The 17590-nt window shown below is 60.9% G+C and carries 32 protein-coding genes; all 32 read right to left on the reverse strand.

All coding sequences use genetic code 11. The annotated features are described in order from the left end of the window. Positions 1 to 66: 66 nt before the first annotated feature. Positions 67 to 1887 (reverse strand): protein-disulfide reductase DsbD, encoded by a 1821-nt coding sequence (dsbD, locus tag DWV00_RS28725; protein WP_245965076.1) that lies wholly within the window; start codon positions 1885 to 1887, stop codon positions 67 to 69. 37 nt (positions 1888 to 1924) lie between these two features. Then, positions 1925 to 2251 carry a divalent-cation tolerance protein CutA gene (gene cutA / locus DWV00_RS28730; RefSeq protein ID WP_115537045.1) on the reverse strand — a complete coding sequence of 109 codons (327 nt, stop codon included), beginning with the start codon at positions 2249 to 2251 and terminating at the stop codon, positions 1925 to 1927. A 227-nt stretch (positions 2252 to 2478) separates the two neighbouring features. After that, positions 2479 to 2874 carry a 50S ribosomal protein L17 gene (rplQ, locus tag DWV00_RS28735; protein ID WP_115537014.1) on the reverse strand — a complete coding sequence of 132 codons (396 nt, stop codon included), beginning with the start codon at positions 2872 to 2874 and terminating at the stop codon, positions 2479 to 2481. Positions 2875 to 3037: 163 nt separating this feature from the next. Next, positions 3038 to 4015 carry a DNA-directed RNA polymerase subunit alpha gene (locus DWV00_RS28740; protein WP_115537015.1) on the reverse strand — a complete coding sequence of 326 codons (978 nt, stop codon included), beginning with the start codon at positions 4013 to 4015 and terminating at the stop codon, positions 3038 to 3040. Positions 4016 to 4139: 124 nt separating this feature from the next. Beyond that, the gene (rpsD, locus tag DWV00_RS28745; RefSeq protein ID WP_115537016.1) at positions 4140 to 4763 is read right to left on the reverse strand and encodes a 30S ribosomal protein S4; all 624 of its coding nucleotides are present in this window, start codon (positions 4761 to 4763) and stop codon (positions 4140 to 4142) included. Positions 4764 to 4922: 159 nt separating this feature from the next. Beyond that, complete coding sequence (gene rpsK, locus DWV00_RS28750; RefSeq protein ID WP_017777173.1) at positions 4923 to 5327, reverse strand: 30S ribosomal protein S11; 405 nt, start codon at positions 5325 to 5327, stop codon at positions 4923 to 4925. A gap of 28 nt (positions 5328 to 5355) precedes the next feature. Continuing rightward, positions 5356 to 5721, reverse strand: coding sequence for a 30S ribosomal protein S13 (gene rpsM / locus DWV00_RS28755; protein WP_115537017.1), 366 nt, complete (start codon positions 5719 to 5721; stop codon positions 5356 to 5358). A 41-nt stretch (positions 5722 to 5762) separates the two neighbouring features. After that, on the reverse strand, positions 5763 to 5879 hold the full coding sequence (rpmJ, locus tag DWV00_RS28760; protein WP_004199844.1) for a 50S ribosomal protein L36: 117 nt from the start codon (positions 5877 to 5879) through the stop codon (positions 5763 to 5765). A 20-nt stretch (positions 5880 to 5899) separates the two neighbouring features. After that, positions 5900 to 6118, reverse strand: a complete 219-nt coding sequence (gene infA / locus DWV00_RS28765) for a translation initiation factor IF-1 (protein WP_004521905.1) — start codon at positions 6116 to 6118, stop codon at positions 5900 to 5902. An 8-nt stretch (positions 6119 to 6126) separates the two neighbouring features. Then, positions 6127 to 7476 (reverse strand): preprotein translocase subunit SecY, encoded by a 1350-nt coding sequence (secY, locus tag DWV00_RS28770; protein WP_115537018.1) that lies wholly within the window; start codon positions 7474 to 7476, stop codon positions 6127 to 6129. 61 nt (positions 7477 to 7537) lie between these two features. Further along, positions 7538 to 7972: a 50S ribosomal protein L15 gene (gene rplO, locus DWV00_RS28775; RefSeq protein ID WP_115537019.1), complete on the reverse strand. Its 435-nt coding sequence runs from the start codon at positions 7970 to 7972 to the stop codon at positions 7538 to 7540. A gap of 28 nt (positions 7973 to 8000) precedes the next feature. Continuing rightward, positions 8001 to 8183 (reverse strand): 50S ribosomal protein L30, encoded by a 183-nt coding sequence (rpmD, locus tag DWV00_RS28780; RefSeq protein WP_102645119.1) that lies wholly within the window; start codon positions 8181 to 8183, stop codon positions 8001 to 8003. A 16-nt stretch (positions 8184 to 8199) separates the two neighbouring features. Further along, the gene (gene rpsE / locus DWV00_RS28785; protein ID WP_115537020.1) at positions 8200 to 8718 is read right to left on the reverse strand and encodes a 30S ribosomal protein S5; all 519 of its coding nucleotides are present in this window, start codon (positions 8716 to 8718) and stop codon (positions 8200 to 8202) included. Positions 8719 to 8733: 15 nt separating this feature from the next. Next, positions 8734 to 9099: a 50S ribosomal protein L18 gene (gene rplR / locus DWV00_RS28790; RefSeq protein WP_115537021.1), complete on the reverse strand. Its 366-nt coding sequence runs from the start codon at positions 9097 to 9099 to the stop codon at positions 8734 to 8736. 12 nt (positions 9100 to 9111) lie between these two features. After that, the gene (rplF, locus tag DWV00_RS28795) at positions 9112 to 9642 is read right to left on the reverse strand and encodes a 50S ribosomal protein L6 (RefSeq protein WP_115537022.1); all 531 of its coding nucleotides are present in this window, start codon (positions 9640 to 9642) and stop codon (positions 9112 to 9114) included. 21 nt (positions 9643 to 9663) lie between these two features. Then, the gene (rpsH, locus tag DWV00_RS28800; protein ID WP_115537023.1) at positions 9664 to 10059 is read right to left on the reverse strand and encodes a 30S ribosomal protein S8; all 396 of its coding nucleotides are present in this window, start codon (positions 10057 to 10059) and stop codon (positions 9664 to 9666) included. Positions 10060 to 10073: 14 nt separating this feature from the next. After that, positions 10074 to 10379 (reverse strand): 30S ribosomal protein S14, encoded by a 306-nt coding sequence (rpsN, locus tag DWV00_RS28805; protein WP_115537024.1) that lies wholly within the window; start codon positions 10377 to 10379, stop codon positions 10074 to 10076. Positions 10380 to 10386: 7 nt separating this feature from the next. Then, positions 10387 to 10926, reverse strand: a complete 540-nt coding sequence (gene rplE, locus DWV00_RS28810) for a 50S ribosomal protein L5 (protein ID WP_115537025.1) — start codon at positions 10924 to 10926, stop codon at positions 10387 to 10389. An 18-nt stretch (positions 10927 to 10944) separates the two neighbouring features. After that, positions 10945 to 11253 carry a 50S ribosomal protein L24 gene (gene rplX / locus DWV00_RS28815; RefSeq protein ID WP_115537026.1) on the reverse strand — a complete coding sequence of 103 codons (309 nt, stop codon included), beginning with the start codon at positions 11251 to 11253 and terminating at the stop codon, positions 10945 to 10947. 9 nt (positions 11254 to 11262) lie between these two features. Then, on the reverse strand, positions 11263 to 11631 hold the full coding sequence (rplN, locus tag DWV00_RS28820; RefSeq protein WP_115537027.1) for a 50S ribosomal protein L14: 369 nt from the start codon (positions 11629 to 11631) through the stop codon (positions 11263 to 11265). Between the two features lie 281 nt (positions 11632 to 11912). Then, on the reverse strand, positions 11913 to 12185 hold the full coding sequence (gene rpsQ, locus DWV00_RS28825; protein ID WP_115537028.1) for a 30S ribosomal protein S17: 273 nt from the start codon (positions 12183 to 12185) through the stop codon (positions 11913 to 11915). After that, entirely contained in the window at positions 12182 to 12376 is a 195-nt protein-coding gene (gene rpmC / locus DWV00_RS28830; protein ID WP_007180130.1) for a 50S ribosomal protein L29, read from the reverse strand. Before rpmC ends, rpsQ begins: the two co-directional genes overlap by 4 nt. Before the next feature lie 10 nt (positions 12377 to 12386). Beyond that, on the reverse strand, positions 12387 to 12803 hold the full coding sequence (gene rplP, locus DWV00_RS28835) for a 50S ribosomal protein L16 (RefSeq protein ID WP_115537029.1): 417 nt from the start codon (positions 12801 to 12803) through the stop codon (positions 12387 to 12389). 2 nt (positions 12804 to 12805) lie between these two features. Beyond that, positions 12806 to 13597: a 30S ribosomal protein S3 gene (rpsC, locus tag DWV00_RS28840; protein ID WP_115537030.1), complete on the reverse strand. Its 792-nt coding sequence runs from the start codon at positions 13595 to 13597 to the stop codon at positions 12806 to 12808. 11 nt (positions 13598 to 13608) lie between these two features. After that, positions 13609 to 13938 (reverse strand): 50S ribosomal protein L22, encoded by a 330-nt coding sequence (gene rplV, locus DWV00_RS28845; protein WP_004199272.1) that lies wholly within the window; start codon positions 13936 to 13938, stop codon positions 13609 to 13611. Between the two features lie 12 nt (positions 13939 to 13950). Then, positions 13951 to 14226, reverse strand: coding sequence for a 30S ribosomal protein S19 (gene rpsS, locus DWV00_RS28850; protein ID WP_042623627.1), 276 nt, complete (start codon positions 14224 to 14226; stop codon positions 13951 to 13953). 10 nt (positions 14227 to 14236) lie between these two features. After that, positions 14237 to 15064, reverse strand: a complete 828-nt coding sequence (rplB, locus tag DWV00_RS28855) for a 50S ribosomal protein L2 (RefSeq protein ID WP_115537031.1) — start codon at positions 15062 to 15064, stop codon at positions 14237 to 14239. 2 nt (positions 15065 to 15066) lie between these two features. Then, complete coding sequence (gene rplW, locus DWV00_RS28860) at positions 15067 to 15381, reverse strand: 50S ribosomal protein L23 (RefSeq protein ID WP_115537032.1); 315 nt, start codon at positions 15379 to 15381, stop codon at positions 15067 to 15069. Further along, complete coding sequence (gene rplD / locus DWV00_RS28865) at positions 15378 to 15998, reverse strand: 50S ribosomal protein L4 (RefSeq protein ID WP_115537033.1); 621 nt, start codon at positions 15996 to 15998, stop codon at positions 15378 to 15380. Before rplD ends, rplW begins: the two co-directional genes overlap by 4 nt. Beyond that, entirely contained in the window at positions 15998 to 16657 is a 660-nt protein-coding gene (gene rplC, locus DWV00_RS28870; protein ID WP_115537046.1) for a 50S ribosomal protein L3, read from the reverse strand. Before rplC ends, rplD begins: the two co-directional genes overlap by 1 nt. A gap of 242 nt (positions 16658 to 16899) precedes the next feature. Continuing rightward, the gene (gene rpsJ / locus DWV00_RS28875; protein ID WP_006998489.1) at positions 16900 to 17211 is read right to left on the reverse strand and encodes a 30S ribosomal protein S10; all 312 of its coding nucleotides are present in this window, start codon (positions 17209 to 17211) and stop codon (positions 16900 to 16902) included. A gap of 225 nt (positions 17212 to 17436) precedes the next feature. Continuing rightward, the coding region (locus DWV00_RS28880; RefSeq protein WP_445607720.1) for an EF-Tu C-terminal domain-related protein at positions 17437 to 17590 on the reverse strand (154 nt) is incomplete at its 5' end.

A 17590-nucleotide genomic window follows, 5' to 3' on the forward strand; every position in this document is an offset into this window, starting at 1 on the left:
AGCTGAGCTACCGGGGATCGCCTTGAAGCTGAAGCGGCAGCGAGGGGGCGTCGCGCGCCGCTCGCTTCACGACTGCAATTCGGGGGCGACTCGATCCAAGCTTTGCAAGAATTTATCGGCCGATTCGTAGCCGACAACACGCAGCACTTCCTTCCCCGATCGATCGAAGAAGATGATCCCCGGCGGGCCGAACAGATCGAACCGCTTCAGCAAAGCTTGATCGTCCCCATTGTTCGCCGTGACGTCGGCGCGCAGCAACTGCAGTTGCGTAAGGCGTGCTTGCACGCGCTTGTCCGTGAACGTGAGGTTCTCCATTTCCTTGCAGCTCACGCACCAGTCGGCATAAAAGTCGAGCATCGCGGGCCGAGCGTTGGTCTTGAGCAGCGCGTCGAGATTGGCCGACGACTGTACGGGGGCGAACGCCGCATCAGCCGCCACCGAGGCACTCGGCGCAGCCGCCGCACCAGTCGCACGCGCAGCCAGAACCGCTAGCGGACGCACCGGGTCACTCGATCCCGCGGCGAGGCCCACGAGCAGCGTGGCCGCCCAAATAGCGAGTGCCGCACCGACGCCTCGACCCAGACGCCGCCAAACGGACGGGCCGCCCACGTTCGGTGTGAACAACCCAAGCGCCGCGGCGGCGATCAACAACCAGAGCGCGGCGAGCAGCATTTGCACCGTCGAAGGCAACACGGGCCACACGATCCAGAGCGCCGCCGCGAGCAGCACGACGCCGAAGAAGACCTTGACCCCATCCATCCACCCGCCGGCCCTCGGCAACAAGGTACCGGCGCCCAAGCCGATGATGAGGAGGGGGACCCCAAGGCCAAGCCCCATCGAGAACAGCGCTGCCCCCCCGAGTACGGCATTGCCCGTGTGCGCGATGAATGCGAGCACGGCGAATAGCGGTGCGGTCATGCACGCGCCGACCACGAGCGCCGACAGCGCCCCCATCACCGCGACCGCAGCGAACGTGCCGCCGGTGCGGCGGTTCGACGCCTGCGAAACGCCGTCTTGCCAACGCTGCGGCAGCACGAGGTCGACGCCCGCGATCAGCGTGAGTGCAAACGCAGTCAGCAGCACGCCGAACGCGCCGAGGACCCAGGGATTCTGCAGCCACGCGCCGAGCGATTGCCCGACGAGCGCGGCCGCGATTCCGAGCGCCGTATAAACGAGCGCCATCCCGACGACGTACGAAAGCGAGAGCGCGAAGCCGCGCCTTCGGGTGACCTTGGTGCCCTGGCCGATGATGATGGCCGAGACGATCGGGATCATCGGATAGGAGCATGGCAGCAGACTCAGGACGAGGCCCGCCAAGAAATAGAGGCCGACTGTGGCCGCGAAGCTGCCGCCCTGCAGCAGCGACTGCGCGTAGTCGGCACTCGTCGCGCGCTCGTACCAGGACGACGACGTCTGCTGAGTGCCGGTAGCGGCGGATTGCGCGGCACCGCCGGCATCCGTGCCCGCTTTCAGCGCCGCGCCGCCCACGTGGTACACATGCTCGGCGGGCGGATAGCAAATCCCCGCATCCGCGCACCCTTGCGACGTGACCGCGAGGTCGAAAGGACCCGACGCCGACTGCACGGGCACCCGGATGGTCAAATCGCCGCGATACGTTTCGACGTTCTTCTGAAACGTCGGATCGAACTTCACGTGACCGGCGGGCAACTGCGCCGCACCTAGCGTGGCGGTTCCACTCTTGACGGCGAACTGGAAACGCTCGCGGTACAGGTAGTAGCCGTCGGCAATCTTGAAGTGAACGTCGACTTCGTGAGGCTGCTCCTCCGCGCTGAAGCGGAATGCCGCCGACGGATCGAGAAAATCGTCCGCGCGTGCGACGTTGGCCAGCCCCGCGCCAAGCGAGGCGAACGCGACGACGAGCAACATGACGCGCACGAACGTGCGCGAAAGATCGGAAAGCGGTTTAAACATGGGTCGGTCGATGCGTTTCGGTCTCCACCCATTGCCCGTATGCGTTCGAGGCAGATGCCTGCCACGAGAGCAGTTCCGGGGTCTCGTAGGGGTGGTTCGCAAGAATGAATCGCTCCAGCTCGAGCGATCGCGCCGCGCTGGTCTTGAAAAGCAATTGAATCTCGTCAGAGGTTTCCACTGCGCCGTTCCAGCGATAACGGGACCGCACCTGGCCGAGTTCGGTAACGCAAGCCGCCAGGCGCGCGTCGATCGCGCCTTGCGAGAGCTTTTGCGCCGATTCGGCATCGGGGAGCGTCGTCAGCATGAGCACGACAGGCAGGGGCACGGCGTCTTGACCTCGGAGAGCAATCCAATACGGCGCTATCGTATCACCGAGCGCAATTTCGCCGCCCGGGCCGAGCACGACACGCGCCTGGTAGCGCACTCAGCGTGCGCGTACCGGGACGTCGCAAAAAAACGGCCCCAAATACAAAAAGGGCCAAGCTTACGCCTGACCCTTTTTTGCGAAATCAGCTTCACGGCAGGCCGCTAGGCCCACCCGGAAACTTATTCAGCTTCTTGCACTTCGTCCGCATCCACGATTTCCGGGCGGTCGAGCAACTCGACGAGCGCCATCGGTGCGTTGTCGCCAACGCGGAAACCGAACTTCAGGATGCGCAGATAGCCGCCCGGGCGGTTCTCGAAACGCGGACCGAGCACGTCGAACAGCTTCGCGACGGAGTCACGATCGCGCAGGCGGTTGAACGCCAGACGGCGGTTCGCGAGCGACGGCTTCTTGCCGAGCGTGATGAGGGGCTCGACAACTTTACGGAGTTCCTTCGCCTTCGGCAGCGTCGTCTTGATGACTTCGTGCTCGATCAGCGAGTTGGACATGTTACGGAGCATAGCCAGACGGTGGCTGCTCGTGCGGTTCAGTTTCCGCAAACCATGACGGTGACGCATTTCAGTTCCTTGATTCGAAGTTTTGGTCCAGCTCTTCTATCGTCCCCGCTGGCTACTGCGTGGCGGGATGACACGGGCCGGTAATAAAAAAGACAAGACGCGGATTTTAAAGGAAAATCCGCGTCTTCGCCAGACGTCGGAGCCGCAAGCGGCCCCGATGGCCTTACTTGTCGAGACCGGCCGGCGGCCAGTTCTCGAGCTTCATGCCGAGCGTCAAGCCGCGCGAGGCGAGCACTTCCTTGATCTCGTTGAGCGACTTGCGACCCAGATTCGGGGTCTTGAGCAGCTCGTTTTCCGTGCGCTGGATCAGATCGCCGATGTAGTAGATGTTTTCGGCCTTCAAGCAGTTGGCCGAACGCACCGTCAACTCGAGATCGTCCACCGGACGCAGCAGGATCGGATCGATCTGCGGCGCGCGCGACGGCGCTTCGGCGGCGGCTTCCGTGCCTTCCAGTGCCGCGAACACGGCGAGCTGGTCGACGAGAATACGTGCCGATTGACGAATCGCTTCCTCGGGCGAGATCACGCCGTTGGTTTCGATGTTCATCACGAGCTTGTCGAGGTCGGTACGCTGCTCGACACGGGCGCTTTCCACAGCGTAGCTCACGCGGCGAACCGGCGAGAACGACGCGTCGAGCACGATGCGGCCGATGATCTTGGCCGTTTCTTCGCCGTAGCGGCGCACGTTGCCGGGCACGTAGCCGCGGCCCTTCTCGACCTTGATCTGTACGTCGAGCTTGCCGCCCTTCGACAGATGGGCCACGACGTGATCGGGGTTGATCACTTCGCAGTCGTGCGGCAGCTCGATATCGCGAGCCGTCACGACGCCTTCGCCTTCCTTGCGCAGCGTGACCGTCACTTCGTCACGGTTGTGCAGCTTGAAGACGACGCCCTTCATGTTCAAAAGCAGATTGACGACGTCTTCCTGCACGCCGTCGATCGTGGAATACTCATGCACCACACCCGCGATCGTCACTTCGGTCGGCGCGTAGCCCACCATCGACGACAGCAGGACGCGCCGGAGCGCGTTGCCCAAAGTGTGGCCGTAACCGCGTTCAAACGGTTCCATGACCACTTTCGCGTGGCTCTCGCCAAGCGATTCCACAGCGATGATCTTGGGCTTCAACAAACTGGTTTGCATAGGTTTTCCTTTTCAATACCCTCGGCTCGTTACACCGATAAGGCTGACCGGTAACACCCTGAAAATAAACAGCCGAGGCTCCCCCTTGCGCAACGCAATCGAGGTACCCCGGCCGTAAATCCGATTAGCGCGAATACAATTCGACGATCAGGCTTTCGTTGATGTCGCCGGCGATATCGCTACGTTCCGGCATCTGCTTGAACGTGCCTTCGAACTTCTTCGCATCGACCGCAACCCAGCTCGCAATGCCGCTTTGCTCGGCCAGCGAGAGCGCTTCGAGAATACGCGCTTGCTTCTTGGCTTGCTCGCGCACGGCCACGACATCGCCAGCCTTAACTTGCAGCGACGGAATGTTCGAGACCACGCCGTTCACCGTGATCGCCTTGTGGCCCACGAGTTGGCGCGCTTCAGCGCGGGTCGAGCCGAAGCCCATGCGGTAGACGACGTTGTCGAGGCGCGACTCGAGCAATTGCAGCAGGGTTTCACCCGTGTTGCCCTTGCGGCGATCGGCTTCGGCGAAGTAGCGGCGGAACTGACGTTCGAGCACGCCGTAGATGCGCTTCACTTTTTGCTTTTCGCGAAGCTGCGTGCCGTAGTCGGACGTACGGGCGCCCGAGGTGCGGCCGTGCTGACCCGGCTTGCTGTCGAGCTTGCATTTATCAGCGAGCGAGCGGCGCGCGCTCTTCAGGAACAGATCGGTGCCTTCACGGCGGGACAACTTGGCTTTAGGGCCGGTATAGCGTGCCACTTTGCTTTCCTTCTGGTTTAGTCACGCAAACTTGCGTCTGCGCTAGTCCGTCCCCAAGCGAGGGCGAACGGTGGGCTTAGTTAAACATTCACGCACATCAATGCGCAAATCGCCTGCGGGCGCGTCATCGCGCCGACAGGCGTGTTCCAGGCGCACGTCTTAGATACGACGGCGCTTCGGCGGACGGCAGCCGTTGTGCGGAACGGGCGTAACGTCGGAGATCGCCGTGATCTTGATGCCAAGACCATGCAGAGCGCGCACCGCCGATTCGCGACCGGGGCCGGGGCCCTTGATCCGCACTTCGAGGTTCTTGACGCCGTATTCCATCGCCACGCGACCGGCCGACTCCGCAGCAACCTGCGCCGCGAACGGCGTCGACTTGCGCGAGCCCTTGAAGCCCTGGCCGCCCGACGTTGCCCAAGCAAGCGCATTGCCTTGACGGTCGGTGATCGTGATGATGGTGTTGTTGAACGACGCGTGAACGTGAACCACGCCCTCGGCGACGTTCTTCTTGACCTTCTTGCGAACGCGTTGCGCCGCGGTGTTGTTCGAAGCCTTAGCCATTACGTTTTCCTGTAACTGTCAGTCGCGCTTATTTCTTCAGCGATTGGGCAGCGCGGCGCGGACCCTTGCGCGTACGGGCATTCGTGCGCGTACGTTGGCCACGCAGGGGCAGACCCTTGCGATGACGGACGCCGCGGTAGCAGCCGAGGTCCATCAGACGCTTGATGTTCATCGTCACTTCACGGCGCAGATCGCCTTCGACGACGAACTTGCCGACTTCTTCACGCAGCTTTTCGAGATCCGCGTCCGTCAGGTCCTTGACCTTCTTGTTCACTGCGACGCCAGCCGTTTCGCAAATTTGTTGCGAACGCGTGCGGCCGATCCCGAAGATCGCCGTCAGACCGATCACGGCGTGCTGGTGGTTAGGGATGTTCACCCCTGCAATACGAGCCATTGTTTTTCCTCAAACAAAAAGCGCAACCAAAAGCGCGGCGTTCAGCCTTGGCGCTGTTTGTGGCGCGGATCAGAGCTGCAAATCACGCGCACGACACCCTTGCGCTTGATGATCTTGCAATTGCGGCAAATGCGCTTAACCGATGCCATCACTTTCATGATATTACCCTTTTTTCAAATCACTTCGCCCGGAACACGATCCGCGCACGGGACAGATCGTAAGGCGTCAACTCAACCGTTACCTTGTCGCCCGGAAGGATGCGGATGTAGTGCATCCGCATCTTGCCGGAAATATGACCCAACACGACATGGCCGTTTTCCAGCTTCACACGGAAGGTAGCATTGGGGAGGTTCTCGATGACCTCGCCCTGCATCTGGATTACATCGTCTTTGGCCATAAGTCCTTTCAACGCATCGGGATGTTGCCGCCGCCCTTGAAGTTCGCCTTCTTGAGCAACGACTCATACTGCTGCGACATAACGTACGACTGCACCTGCGCCATGAAGTCCATCGTGACGACGACAATGATCAGCAGCGACGTTCCGCCAAAATAAAACGGCACGTTCCAGCGCAGCACCAAAAACTCAGGCAGCAGACAGACGAACACGATGTAGATCGCACCGGCCAGCGTCAGACGCGTCAGGATGCGGTCGATATACCGTGCGGTCTGATCGCCCGGACGGATGCCCGGAACGAATGCGCCGCTTTTCTTCAGGTTGTCGGCCGTCTCTCTGCTGTTGAACACCAGCGCGGTGTAGAAGAAGCAGAAGAAAACGATCGCCAACGCGTACAGCAACACGTACACGGGCTGGCCCGGCTTAATTGCATCGGCCACGTTGTGCAGCGTGTCGGTGAGCCAGCTGCCGCGCGTACCCGAGCTGAACCAATTCAGGATCGTTGCCGGGAACAGGATGATCGACGATGCGAAGATCGGCGGAATCACGCCCGACATGTTCAGCTTGAGCGGCAAGTGCGACGACTGCCCGCCGTAAATCTTGTTACCGACCTGGCGCTTCGCGTAGTTCACGAGGATCTTGCGCTGGCCACGTTCGACGTACACCACGAAGTAGGTCACCGCACCGATCAGCGCCACCACGATGATCGCCGTGAACGGGTGCATCGAGCCCGACTGCACGAGCGAGACGAGCCCGCCCACCGCGTTCGGGAATCCCGCTGCGATCCCGGCGAAGATGATGATCGAGATCCCGTTGCCGAGCCCGCGTTCCGTGATCTGCTCACCGAGCCACATCAGGAACATCGTGCCCGTCACGAGCGTCACGACCGTCGTCAGGCGAAACACCATGCCCGGATCGATCACGAGGCCCGGCTGGTTCTCGAGCGCCACGGCAATGCCGAACGCTTGGAACAACGCCAGCAAGACCGTGAAGACCCGCGTGTACTGCGTGATCTTGCGCTGCCCTGCCTGACCTTCCTTCTTCAGTGCTTCGAGCTGAGGCGAGACGATCGCGAGCAGCTGCATGATGATCGAGGAGGAGATGTACGGCATGATCCCCAACGCGAAAATCGTGAACCGCTGCAGCGCGCCACCCGAGAACATGTTGAACATGCCCAGGATGCCGCCCGATTGGCTCTGGAACAGCTTCGCCAACTGATCCGGATCGATCCCCGGCACCGGAATGTGCGCGCCGATGCGATAGACGACCAGCGCCAGCAGCAGGAACACTGCCCGCCGGCGCAGGTCGCCGAACTTCGCCGTGCTTCGGCCGGCTTTTGCGAGACTCGGGCTGTTAGCCAAGTACGTTCTCCGATGCAAATGCCATTGACAGCAATCGCTCTTTCACGCGATCGAAAGCCAATTACTCGGCGAACGAGCCGCCGGCCGCTTCGATCGCGGCGCGGGCGCCCTTCGTCGCACCGAGGCCCTTCACGACGATCTTGCGCGAGATCTCGCCGGTGGCGATGATCTTGGCGCTCTTCGTCAGCTCACCGAGGAGGCCGGCTTGCTTCAGTGCGAGCAAGTCGATTTCGTCGACGGGCAGGGCTTGCAGATCGCCGAGGCGCACTTCACCGACGAATTCCTTCGTCAGCGACGTGAAGCCGCGCTTGGGCAGGCGACGTTGCAGCGGCATTTGACCGCCTTCGAAGCCGACCTTGTGAAAGCCGCCCGAACGCGATTTCTGACCCTTGTGACCACGGCCGGCAGTTTTGCCGAGGCCGGAGCCGATACCGCGGCCGACGCGGCGCTTAGCGTGCTTGGCGCCTTCAGCCGGCTTCAGGTTGTTCAATTCCATATTCAACTCCTCGAGTCCCAGGCCGGGTTTAGGCGATGACCTTAACAAGGTACGAGACCTTGTTGATCATGCCGCGCACGGCGGGCGTGTCTTGCAGTTCGCTGACCGAGTTGAGTCGGCGCAGGCCCAGGCCACGCACCGTGGCACGGTGCGATTCGCGGGTCCCAATCAGGCTCTTGACGAGCTGAACCTTGACAGTTTTATCAGACATGGTGACCACCTAGGCATTAGCCCAAAATTTCTTCGACCGACTTGCCGCGCTTCGCAGCGATGTCAGCCGGCGTCGACTGCTTGCGCAGCCCGTCGAGCGTGGCACGCACGAGGTTGTACGGGTTCGTCGAACCGTGGCTCTTCGCGACGACGTTCTGCACGCCCATCACGTCGAACACCGCGCGCATCGGGCCGCCGGCGATCACGCCCGTACCACCCTTCGCCGGAGCGAGCAGAACCACCGACGCGCCATGCTTGCCGTGCACTTCGTGCTGCAGCGTACCGTTCTTCAACGGCACCTTGAACATGTTGCGGCGGGCTTGTTCCATCGCCTTTTGCACGGCCACGGGCACTTCCTTCGCCTTGCCCTTGCCCATGCCCACGCGGCCGTCACCGTCGCCGACCACGGTCAGTGCGGCGAAACCGAGAATCCGGCCGCCCTTCACCACCTTGGTCACGCGATTGACCGCGATCATCTTTTCGCGAAGGCCGTCGTCGCGTTCGTCAGCCTGAACTTTCGCTTGCATCTTTGCCATGACGAATTCTTTCCCTTAGAACTTGAGCCCGGCTTCGCGCGCCGCGTCGGCCAGCGCTTTCACGCGGCCGTGGTAGCGAAAACCCGAGCGATCGAAGGCGACGGATTCGACGCCGGCAGCCTTGGCTTTTTCAGCGATACGCTTGCCGATCAGCGTGGCGGCGGCAACGTTGCCACCCTTGCCCGATTGGTCGGCCAGTTGCGCACGCACTTCAGCTTCGAGCGTCGACGCGCTGGCGAGCACCTTGGTGCCGCAGGGCGAGAACACTTGCGCATAAATGTGCGTGTTCGTGCGATGCACGGCGAGGCGTGCGACCTGCAGTTCGGCGATCTTGATACGCGTCTGACGAGCGCGGCGCAGGCGAGATTGAGTCTTATCCATGATTGCGCACCCTTACTTCTTCTTCGTTTCTTTGAGGATCACCACCTCGTCGGCATAGCGCACGCCCTTGCCCTTGTAGGGCTCCGGCGGACGATAGCCGCGCACTTCGGCAGCGACTTGGCCGACTTTCTGCTTGTCGATCCCCTTGATCACGATTTCCGTTTGCGACGGGGTTTCAGCCTTCACGCCTTCCGGCATCTGGTGCACCACAGGGTGCGAGAAACCCAGCGACAGGTTCAGCTTGTCGCCTTGCGCTTGCGCACGATAGCCCACGCCGACGAGGTTGAGCTTGCGCTCGAAACCCTTCGTCGCACCGTGCACCATGTTCGCGACGATCGCGCGCATCGTGCCCGACATCGCGTTCGCTTCGCGGCTTTCGCCAACCGGCTCGAACTTCAGGACCGCGCCGTCGACGACGATGTTCACGAGCTTGTTCAGCGGCTGCGAAATCGTGCCGAGCGAGCCCTTCACCGTAATGAAGCCGTTCTCGACTTTCACTTCGGCGCCGGACAGCGCGACCGGGCTTTTACCTACTCGAGACATGTTTCTTCTCCTCTTTCGGCGTTAAGCGACGTAGCAGATGACTTCGCCGCCGACGCCATTGGCGCGGGCCTTGCGGTCGGTCATCACACCCTTGGGCGTCGACACGATCGCGACACCGAGGCCATTCATGACCGACGGGATGTCGTTGCGACCGCGGTACACGCGCAGGCCGGGCTTCGAGACGCGTTCGAGGCGCTCGATGACCGGACGGCCGGCGTAGTACTTCAACGCGATGTTCAATTCCGACTTCGCGCCTTCCGACTTCACTGCGAAGCTGTCGATATAACCTTCATCCTTCAAGACTTGCGCAATCGCCACCTTGACCTTGGACGAGGGCATCGCCACCGTAACCTTCTCGACCATCTGCGCGTTGCGGATGCGAGTCAGCATATCGGCGATAGGATCACTCATGCTCATTTACGTTTCTCCTATTACCAGCTCGCCTTGGTCAGGCCGGGGATCTCGCCGCGGAATGCGATTTCGCGAATCTTGTTACGCGCAAGTCCGAACTTACGGAACGTGCCACGCGGACGACCCGTGATCGCGCAGCGATTGCGCTTGCGCGTCGGGTTCGCGTTACGGGGCAGTTGTTGCAGCTCGAGACGAGCCGCATAGCGCTCTTCTTCCGACTTCGATTGGTCGTCGATGATCGTCTTCAGCGCTTCGCGCTTCGGGGCGAACTTCGCCGCCAGGCGGGCGCGCTTCTTTTCACGTTCGATCAGTGCCAGTTTAGCCACGGTAACCTCAGTTTCTGAACGGGAACTTGAAGCTGGCGAGCAGTGCCTTGGCTTCGTCGTCGGTCTTCGCGGTGGTCGTGATGCTGATGTTCAGCCCACGCAGCGCGTCGATTTTGTCGTAGTCGATTTCGGGGAAAATGATCTGCTCTTTCACACCGATGTTGTAGTTGCCGCGACCGTCGAACGCACGACCCGACACACCACGGAAGTCACGCACGCGGGGCAGCGCCACCGTCACGAAACGATCCAGGAATTCGTACATCGCTTGACCACGCAGCGTGACCATCGCGCCGATCGGATAGCCTTGACGGATCTTGAAGCCTGCAATTGCCTTGCGGGCCTTCGTCACGACGGGCTTCTGACCTGCGATCTTCGTCAGATCGCCAACGGCGTTTTCGATGATCTTTTTGTCAGCGACGGCTTCGCCAAGACCCATGTTCAGGGTGATCTTGGTGATGCGCGGCACTTCCATGACCGACTTGTAGCCGAACTTCTCGATAAGGCCGGGGACGACCTTCTCTTTGTAAAACTCTTGCAAACGAGCCATTTTTTATACTCCGCAGCGTCAGGCGCTCAGCACGGCACCGGTCGTCTTCAGGAAGCGAACCTTCTTGCCATCCTCGACCTTGATGCCCACACGCGAGGCTTTGCCGTTCGCGTCGACGAGCGCGACGTTCGAAATGTTCAGGGGCATCGTCTTCGCCTCCACGCCACCCGTCGTACCCTTCATCGGGTTCGGCTTGACGTGCTTCTTGACGAGATTGATGCCTTCCACCGTCACCTGCTCATCGCCGACGGCCAGCACGACACCGCGCTTGCCCTTATCCTTGCCGGTGATGACGATGACTTCGTCACCCTTGCGAATCTTATTCATCGCAGCTCCTTACAGCACTTCCGGCGCGAGCGAAACGATCTTCATGAACCGTTCGCTACGCAACTCACGCGTGACCGGCCCGAAAATACGGGTGCCGATCGGCTCGAGCTTGGCATTCAACAGGACGGCAGCATTGCCGTCGAACTTGATCAGCGAGCCGTCTTGGCGACGCACGCCCTTGGCGGTGCGAACCACCACGGCGTTGTAGATTTCGCCTTTCTTCACGCGCCCGCGCGGCGTTGCCTCTTTGACGGTCACCTTGATGATGTCGCCGATGCTGGCGTAACGACGCTTCGAGCCGCCGAGCACCTTGATGCACAAAACTTCACGTGCACCCGTGTTGTCGGCCACTTCAAGCCGAGATTCGGTCTGGATCATGGTTTATCTTTCCCAACTTAATCCGCCTGCACCACCATGGTTCAGCCGGTCAGTCTTGGTCCCGTCAGCCTATCGGCTGCTTGGGTAAGAACACAGCAGCGACGGCAACGAAACCGCCATCGCAATCGAGTGATTCACCGGAACGGCCTGGCGCCCTTCCGTTTCCCTCTCCACGTCGTCCGCAATGGATCCCATAAAGAGGGAAGACCGAGATTATAACAAATAACCTCGGTCTTGCAAGCGAAATCTACAGCGATTTCAACGACTTCTACTACGCTGCTTTAGATGATGCGAGCAGCTTCGACAAGGCGGGACACGGTCCAGGCTTTCGTCTTCGAGATCGGACGCGTTTCCTGGATTTCGACGAGGTCGCCCTCGTTGTACGTGTTCGCGTCGTCATGCGCGTGGTACTTCTTCGAACGCACGACGTACTTGCCGTAGATCGGGTGCTTCACGCGGTGCTCGACGAGCACGGTGACCGTCTTGTCCATCTTGTTGCTGACGACCTTGCCGACCAGCGTCCGCTTGAGCGAGGTTTTCACGCTATCGTTCATTTCTGGTTCGCCTTCTCAGTCAGGACGGTCCGCACACGTGCGATGTCGCGACGAACCTTCTTCAGCTGGCTCGTGTTCGTGAGCTGCTGGGTCGCGAGTTGCATGCGCAGGCCGAATTGCGCCTTCAGCAGGTCCGACAGCTCTTTGTTGAGCGCGGCCTGGTCTTTCTGGTGAAGTTCGGAAGCCTTCATCATTTGCTCCTTAGGCGCCGAGCTGACGGACGATGAACGCCGTCTTCAGCGGCAGCTTCGCTGCAGCCAGACGGAACGCTTCACGCGCCAGCTCTTCGGTTACGCCATCCATTTCGTACAGCATCTTGCCCGGCTGAATCTCGGCGACGTAGTACTCCGGGTTACCCTTACCGTTACCCATCCGTACTTCGGCCGGCTTTTGCGAGATCGGCTTGTCCGGGAAAATGCGGATCCAGATGCGGCCGCCGCGCTTGATGTGACGCGTCATGGCACGACGCGCCGCTTCGATTTGACGCGCGGTCAGACGGCCGCGACCGATAGCCTTCAGGCCGAATTCACCGAACGACACCGCGTTGCCGCGCGTCGCTACACCGGTGTTACGACCCTTCTGCTCTTTGCGATACTTCCTGCGTTTCGGTTGCAGCATCGTTATTCTCCAGTCTTGCCGTCGCCGCCGCGACGCGGCGCACCACGGCGAGCACCTGCGGGCGCGCCACCTTCGCCATCACGACGCGGACGGCGATCGCCCGGACGTGCGTTGCGGCGCGGACGCTTTTCTTCCGGCGCTTCTTCGACGACCGGCGCATCGTTGCGGCCCAGCGTGTCGCCCTTGTAGACCCACACCTTCACGCCGATGATGCCGTACGTCGTCTTGGCTTCCGACGTTGCGTAATCGATGTCGGCGCGCAGCGTGTGCAGGGGCACGCGACCTTCGCGATACCATTCCGTACGTGCGATTTCGATACCGTTCAGACGGCCGGCGCTCATGATCTTGATGCCTTGCGCGCCCAGACGCATCGCGTTTTGCATCGCACGCTTCATCGCGCGGCGGAACATGATCCGGCGCTCGAGCTGTTGCGTGATCGAATCGGCGATCAGTTGAGCATCGGTTTCCGGCTTGCGGATTTCCTCGATGTTCACGTGCACGGGCACGCCCATCCGCTTTTGCAGCTCGGACTTCAACTGCTCGATGTCCTCGCCCTTCTTGCCGATGACGACGCCAGGACGCGAGCTGTAAATCGTGATGCGCGCGTTCTTCGCCGGGCGCTCGATGACGACGCGGCCAACCGAAGCGTTCTTCAGCTTCTTCTTCAGATATTCACGAACACCGATGTCTTCCTGGAGCATCGCCGCGAAATTGTTGTTGCTCGCGTACCAACGCGAAGCCCAATTGCGGCTGACGGCCAGACGGAAGCCAGTCGGATGAATTTTCTGTCCCATCGTATGACCCCTTAATTCCCGACCGTCACAGTGATGTGACAGGATTGCTTCTCGATGCGGTTGCCGCGGCCTTTGGCGCGCGCGGTGAACCGCTTCAGCGAGGCAGCCTTGTCGACGTAGATGCTCTTGATCTTGAGCTCGTCGATGTCGGCGCCCTCGTTGTGCTCCGCATTCGCGATCGCCGACAGCACGACCTTCTTCACGATGCCAGCCGCTTTCTTCGGCGAGAACGTCAGAACGTTCAGCGCCTTGTCGACCGGCAAACCGCGGATCTGGTCAGCCACAAGGCGCGTCTTCTGCGCCGAGATGCGGGCACCGCGATGAATTGCTTTCACTTCCATCTTGATTGCCCCTTATTTCTTAGCCTTCTTGTCGGCCGCGTGACCCTTGAACGTCCGGGTCAATGCGAACTCGCCAAGCTTGTGGCCGACCATGTTTTCCGAGATGTACACCGGAACGTGTTGACGGCCGTTGTGGACGGCGATCGTCAAGCCGATGAAATCCGGGAGGATCGTCGAGCGGCGCGACCAAGTCTTGATAGGCTTCTTGTCGCGCGTGGCTGCAGCCGCCTCAACCTTCTTCAGCAAATGGGCGTCGCAGAACGGACCTTTTTTTACAGAACGTGCCATTGTCTGCTCCTTAACGCTTGTGACGGCGCTGGACGATCATCGTCGTCGTGCGCTTGTTGCTGCGGGTGCGATAACCCTTCGTCTGCTGGCCCCACGGGCTCACCGGGTGACGGCCTGCAGCGGTACGGCCTTCACCACCGCCGTGCGGGTGATCGACCGGGTTCATCGCAACGCCGCGCACCGTCGGACGGATACCGCGCCAGCGGTTCGCGCCGGCCTTGCCGATTTGACGGAGGCTGTGCTCTTCGTTGCCCACTTCGCCGATCGTCGCGCGGCACTCGATGTGCACGCGGCGGATTTCGCCCGAACGCAGACGCACTTGAGCGTACGTGCCTTCACGCGCCAGCAGCATGGCCGACGTACCGGCCGAACGCGCCATTTGCGCGCCCTTGCCCGGCAGCATCTCGATGCAGTGGATCGTCGTACCGACCGGGATGTTGCGGATCGGCAGCGTGTTGCCCGCGCGAATCGGCGCTTCGGAGCCCGACATCAGTTGTTGACCGACCGTCATGCCCTTCGACGCGATGATGTAGCGGCGTTCGCCGTCCGCGTACAGCAGCAGTGCGATGTTCGCGCTACGGTTCGGGTCGTACTCGAGACGCTCGACCTTCGCCGGAATGCCGTCCTTCGTGCGACGGAAGTCGATGACACGATAGTGCTGCTTGTGACCGCCGCCTTGATGGCGCGTCGTCACATGGCCGTTGTTGTTACGACCGGCGGCCTTGCTCTGCGACTCGAGCAGCGCAGCGTGCGGCTTGCCCTTGTGCAGATCCTTGTTGACCACCTTGACCATCGCGCGGCGACCCGGCGAGGTCGGCTTAACTTTCACGATTGCCATGATTACTTGGCCTCCGCTTCAAAGTTGATTTCCTGGCCGGGCTTCAGGCAGACGTACGCCTTCTTCACGTCCTTGCGCTTGCCCATGAAACGGCCGAAGCGCTTGGCTTTGCCCTTCATGTTCAGCACGTTGACGGATTCGACTTCCACCTTGAACAGCAGCTCGACAGCGGCCTTCACTTCCTGCTTCGTCGCGTCGGGGGCGACTTCGAACACGACTTGCTCGTTCTTGTCGGCCACCAGCGTCGCCTTTTCGGAGATCACCGGCGCGAGCAGGACCTGCATCAAACGATGATCGTTCTTGCGAATCTCGCTCATGACAGCAACTCCTCGATCTGGGCGACCGCTGCCTTCGTGATCAGCACTTTCTTGAAGTAGATCAGCGACAACGGATCGGCGTAACGCGGCTCGACAACGGCCACGTGGGCCAGGTTGCGCGACGCGAGGTACAGGTTCTCGTCGACCGTGTCGGTGATGACCAGCACGGACTCGAGACCCATGGCCTTGAATTTTTCGGCCAGCAGCTTCGTCTTCGGTGCTTCGAGGATGATGTCCTCGACAACCGACAGACGGCCTTCACGGGCGAGCTGCGAGAAGATCGAGCAGAGGCCTGCGCGATGCATCTTCTTGTTGACCTTGTGCGAGAAGTTCTCTTCGGGCGAGTTCGGGAAAATCCGACCACCGCCACGCCACAACGGGCTCGACGACATACCGGCACGAGCACGGCCCGTACCCTTCTGGCGCCACGGCTTCTTCGTCGTGTGCTTGACTTGCTCGCGATCCTTCTGCGCGCGGTTGCCGCTACGGGCGTTGGCTTGATACGCCACCACGACTTGGTGAATCAGCGCTTCGTTGTAGTCACGGCCGAACACGACGTCCGACGCGTTGACGCCTGCGCCTTCTTGACCATTAGCGTTGAGGAGCTTCAGTTCCATTATTTCGCTCCTTTCACGGCACGCGCCTTCACTGCCGGCGTCACGAAAACTTTGCCGCCCTTCGCGCCAGGCACTGCACCCTTGACGAGCAGCAGCTTGCGATCGGCGTCGATACGAGCGATTTCGAGGTTCTGCACCGTGACGGTCTCGTCACCCATGTGACCCGTCATGCGCTTGCCAGGGAACACGCGACCCGGATCTTGCGCCATACCGATCGAACCCGGGACGTTGTGCGAACGCGAGTTACCGTGCGTGGCACGGCCCGAGGCGAAGTTGTAGCGCTTGATCGTGCCGGCGTAGCCCTTACCGATCGACACGCCTTGCACGTCAATCTTTTGGCCGACTTCGAAAAGGTCAACACCGATCACGGCGCCGGCGGACAGCTCGGCGGCCTTAGCGGCATCGATCTTGAATTCCTTGAGAATTTCACCGGCTTGCACACCGGCTTTGGCGAGGTGACCTGCGAGCGGCTTCGTCACACGCGAGGGACGGCGCGTACCGAATGCCACTTGAACGGCCGTATAGCCATCCGTTTCAACGGTCTTGATCTGCGCCACGCGGTTGTCGGACACGTCCAGCACGGTAACGGGAATCGAGTCCCCATCCGCCGTGAAGATACGGGTCATGCCAACCTTGCGACCTACGAGTCCAAGGCTCATCGTTTTCTCCATTCCCGACTGCGATTGGCCGGGGCTAATTTACAAAATGCCGGTACCAGAAGGCTCGTTTCGCAACGTGCCGCCAGGCTTTTTACGGCCGTTTGTGCCGCATCGCCGCGCACGAACTGACACCGACTTTTTACGCGAATACGCGAAAAGCCTTGCATTATAGCGAGGCTTTCCGTTTTCCGCAAGCAATCAAAGACTTACCGCCACGGCCGGAAGCCGGGGCGGCGCAAACCTTATTGCAGCTTGATTTCCACGTCCACGCCGGCCGGCAGATCGAGCTTCATCAGCGCGTCGACGGTCTTGTCCGTCGGGTCGACGATGTCCATCAGGCGTTGGTGCGTACGGATTTCGAGCTGATCGCGCGACGTCTTGTTGACGTGCGGCGAACGCAGGATGTCGAAACGTTGGATGCGGGTCGGCAGGGGTACCGGGCCGCGAACGATCGCACCAGTCCGCTTCGCCGTGTCGACGATTTCGGCTGCCGATTGATCGATCAGACGATAGTCGAACGCTTTGAGACGAATACGGATTTTCTGGTTTTGCATGGCGATTCCTTCGAAAGAGCGAGGCAGCTTTGCGCCGCCGGATTAGTAAAAGAACGTGGACCCGGACGCAACGCTAAGGAACGTTGCGGCCGAGCCCGGGCACGTTTTACCGCGTACTGCATGGACTACTAGGACTTCACGCGCGGCGAGATGCCGAGCCGCGCGTTTGCCGTACTGACACTGACTGGCGTACGGCGAAGCCCTCGATTTTACTCGATTACTGGCTTACTCGATGATCTTCGCAACGACACCTGCGCCGACGGTACGGCCGCCTTCGCGGATCGCGAAACGCAGACCTTCTTCCATGGCGATCGGGGCGATCAGCTTCACCGTGATCGACACGTTGTCGCCCGGCATCACCATTTCCTTGTCCTTCGGC

This window comes from Trinickia dinghuensis, from assembly GCF_003367175.1.
GTDB lineage: Bacteria > Pseudomonadota > Gammaproteobacteria > Burkholderiales > Burkholderiaceae > Trinickia > Trinickia dinghuensis.

Coding starts and splice junctions, on each gene's coding strand:
- rpmD (WP_102645119.1), bottom strand. CDS start 8,183: ATGTCTGATAAAACTGTCAAGGTTCAGCTCGTCAAGAGCCTGATTGGG.
- rpsK (WP_017777173.1), bottom strand. CDS start 5,327: ATGGCTAAGGCTTCGAACAACACCGCGGCGCAACGCGTTCGCAAGAAG.
- rplF (WP_115537022.1), bottom strand. CDS start 9,642: ATGTCTCGAGTAGGTAAAAGCCCGGTCGCGCTGTCCGGCGCCGAAGTG.
- rpsE (WP_115537020.1), bottom strand. CDS start 8,718: ATGGCAAAGATGCAAGCGAAAGTTCAGGCTGACGAACGCGACGACGGC.
- rplD (WP_115537033.1), bottom strand. CDS start 15,998: ATGGAACTGAAGCTCCTCAACGCTAATGGTCAAGAAGGCGCAGGCGTC.
- rpsJ (WP_006998489.1), bottom strand. CDS start 17,211: ATGCAAAACCAGAAAATCCGTATTCGTCTCAAAGCGTTCGACTATCGT.
- rpsM (WP_115537017.1), bottom strand. CDS start 5,721: ATGGCTCGTATTGCAGGGGTGAACATCCCTAACCACCAGCACGCCGTG.
- DWV00_RS28740 (WP_115537015.1), bottom strand. CDS start 4,015: ATGCAAACCAGTTTGTTGAAGCCCAAGATCATCGCTGTGGAATCGCTT.
- rplB (WP_115537031.1), bottom strand. CDS start 15,064: ATGGCAATCGTGAAAGTTAAGCCGACCTCGCCGGGTCGCCGCGCGATG.
- infA (WP_004521905.1), bottom strand. CDS start 6,118: ATGGCCAAAGACGATGTAATCCAGATGCAGGGCGAGGTCATCGAGAAC.
- rplN (WP_115537027.1), bottom strand. CDS start 11,631: ATGATCCAGACCGAATCTCGGCTTGAAGTGGCCGACAACACGGGTGCA.
- rplP (WP_115537029.1), bottom strand. CDS start 12,803: ATGCTGCAACCGAAACGCAGGAAGTATCGCAAAGAGCAGAAGGGTCGT.
- rplV (WP_004199272.1), bottom strand. CDS start 13,938: ATGGAAGTGAAAGCAATTCATCGCGGTGCCCGCATCTCGGCGCAGAAG.
- rpmC (WP_007180130.1), bottom strand. CDS start 12,376: ATGAAGGCTTCCGAACTTCACCAGAAAGACCAGGCCGCGCTCAACAAA.
- rplQ (WP_115537014.1), bottom strand. CDS start 2,874: ATGCGTCACCGTCATGGTTTGCGGAAACTGAACCGCACGAGCAGCCAC.
- dsbD (WP_245965076.1), bottom strand. CDS start 1,887: ATGTTGCTCGTCGTCGCGTTCGCCTCGCTTGGCGCGGGGCTGGCCAAC.
- rplO (WP_115537019.1), bottom strand. CDS start 7,972: ATGGAATTGAACAACCTGAAGCCGGCTGAAGGCGCCAAGCACGCTAAG.
- rpsH (WP_115537023.1), bottom strand. CDS start 10,059: ATGAGCATGAGTGATCCTATCGCCGATATGCTGACTCGCATCCGCAAC.
- rplC (WP_115537046.1), bottom strand. CDS start 16,657: ATGAGCCTTGGACTCGTAGGTCGCAAGGTTGGCATGACCCGTATCTTC.
- rpsQ (WP_115537028.1), bottom strand. CDS start 12,185: ATGAACGATAGCGTGAAAACCTCGCTCAAGCGGACGCTGGTCGGCAAG.
- rpmJ (WP_004199844.1), bottom strand. CDS start 5,879: ATGAAAGTGATGGCATCGGTTAAGCGCATTTGCCGCAATTGCAAGATC.
- rplX (WP_115537026.1), bottom strand. CDS start 11,253: ATGAATAAGATTCGCAAGGGTGACGAAGTCATCGTCATCACCGGCAAG.
- rpsC (WP_115537030.1), bottom strand. CDS start 13,597: ATGGGACAGAAAATTCATCCGACTGGCTTCCGTCTGGCCGTCAGCCGC.
- rpsS (WP_042623627.1), bottom strand. CDS start 14,226: ATGGCACGTTCTGTAAAAAAAGGTCCGTTCTGCGACGCCCATTTGCTG.
- rplW (WP_115537032.1), bottom strand. CDS start 15,381: ATGAGCGAGATTCGCAAGAACGATCATCGTTTGATGCAGGTCCTGCTC.
- rplR (WP_115537021.1), bottom strand. CDS start 9,099: ATGGATAAGACTCAATCTCGCCTGCGCCGCGCTCGTCAGACGCGTATC.
- rplE (WP_115537025.1), bottom strand. CDS start 10,926: ATGGCTCGTTTGCAAGAGTTTTACAAAGAGAAGGTCGTCCCCGGCCTT.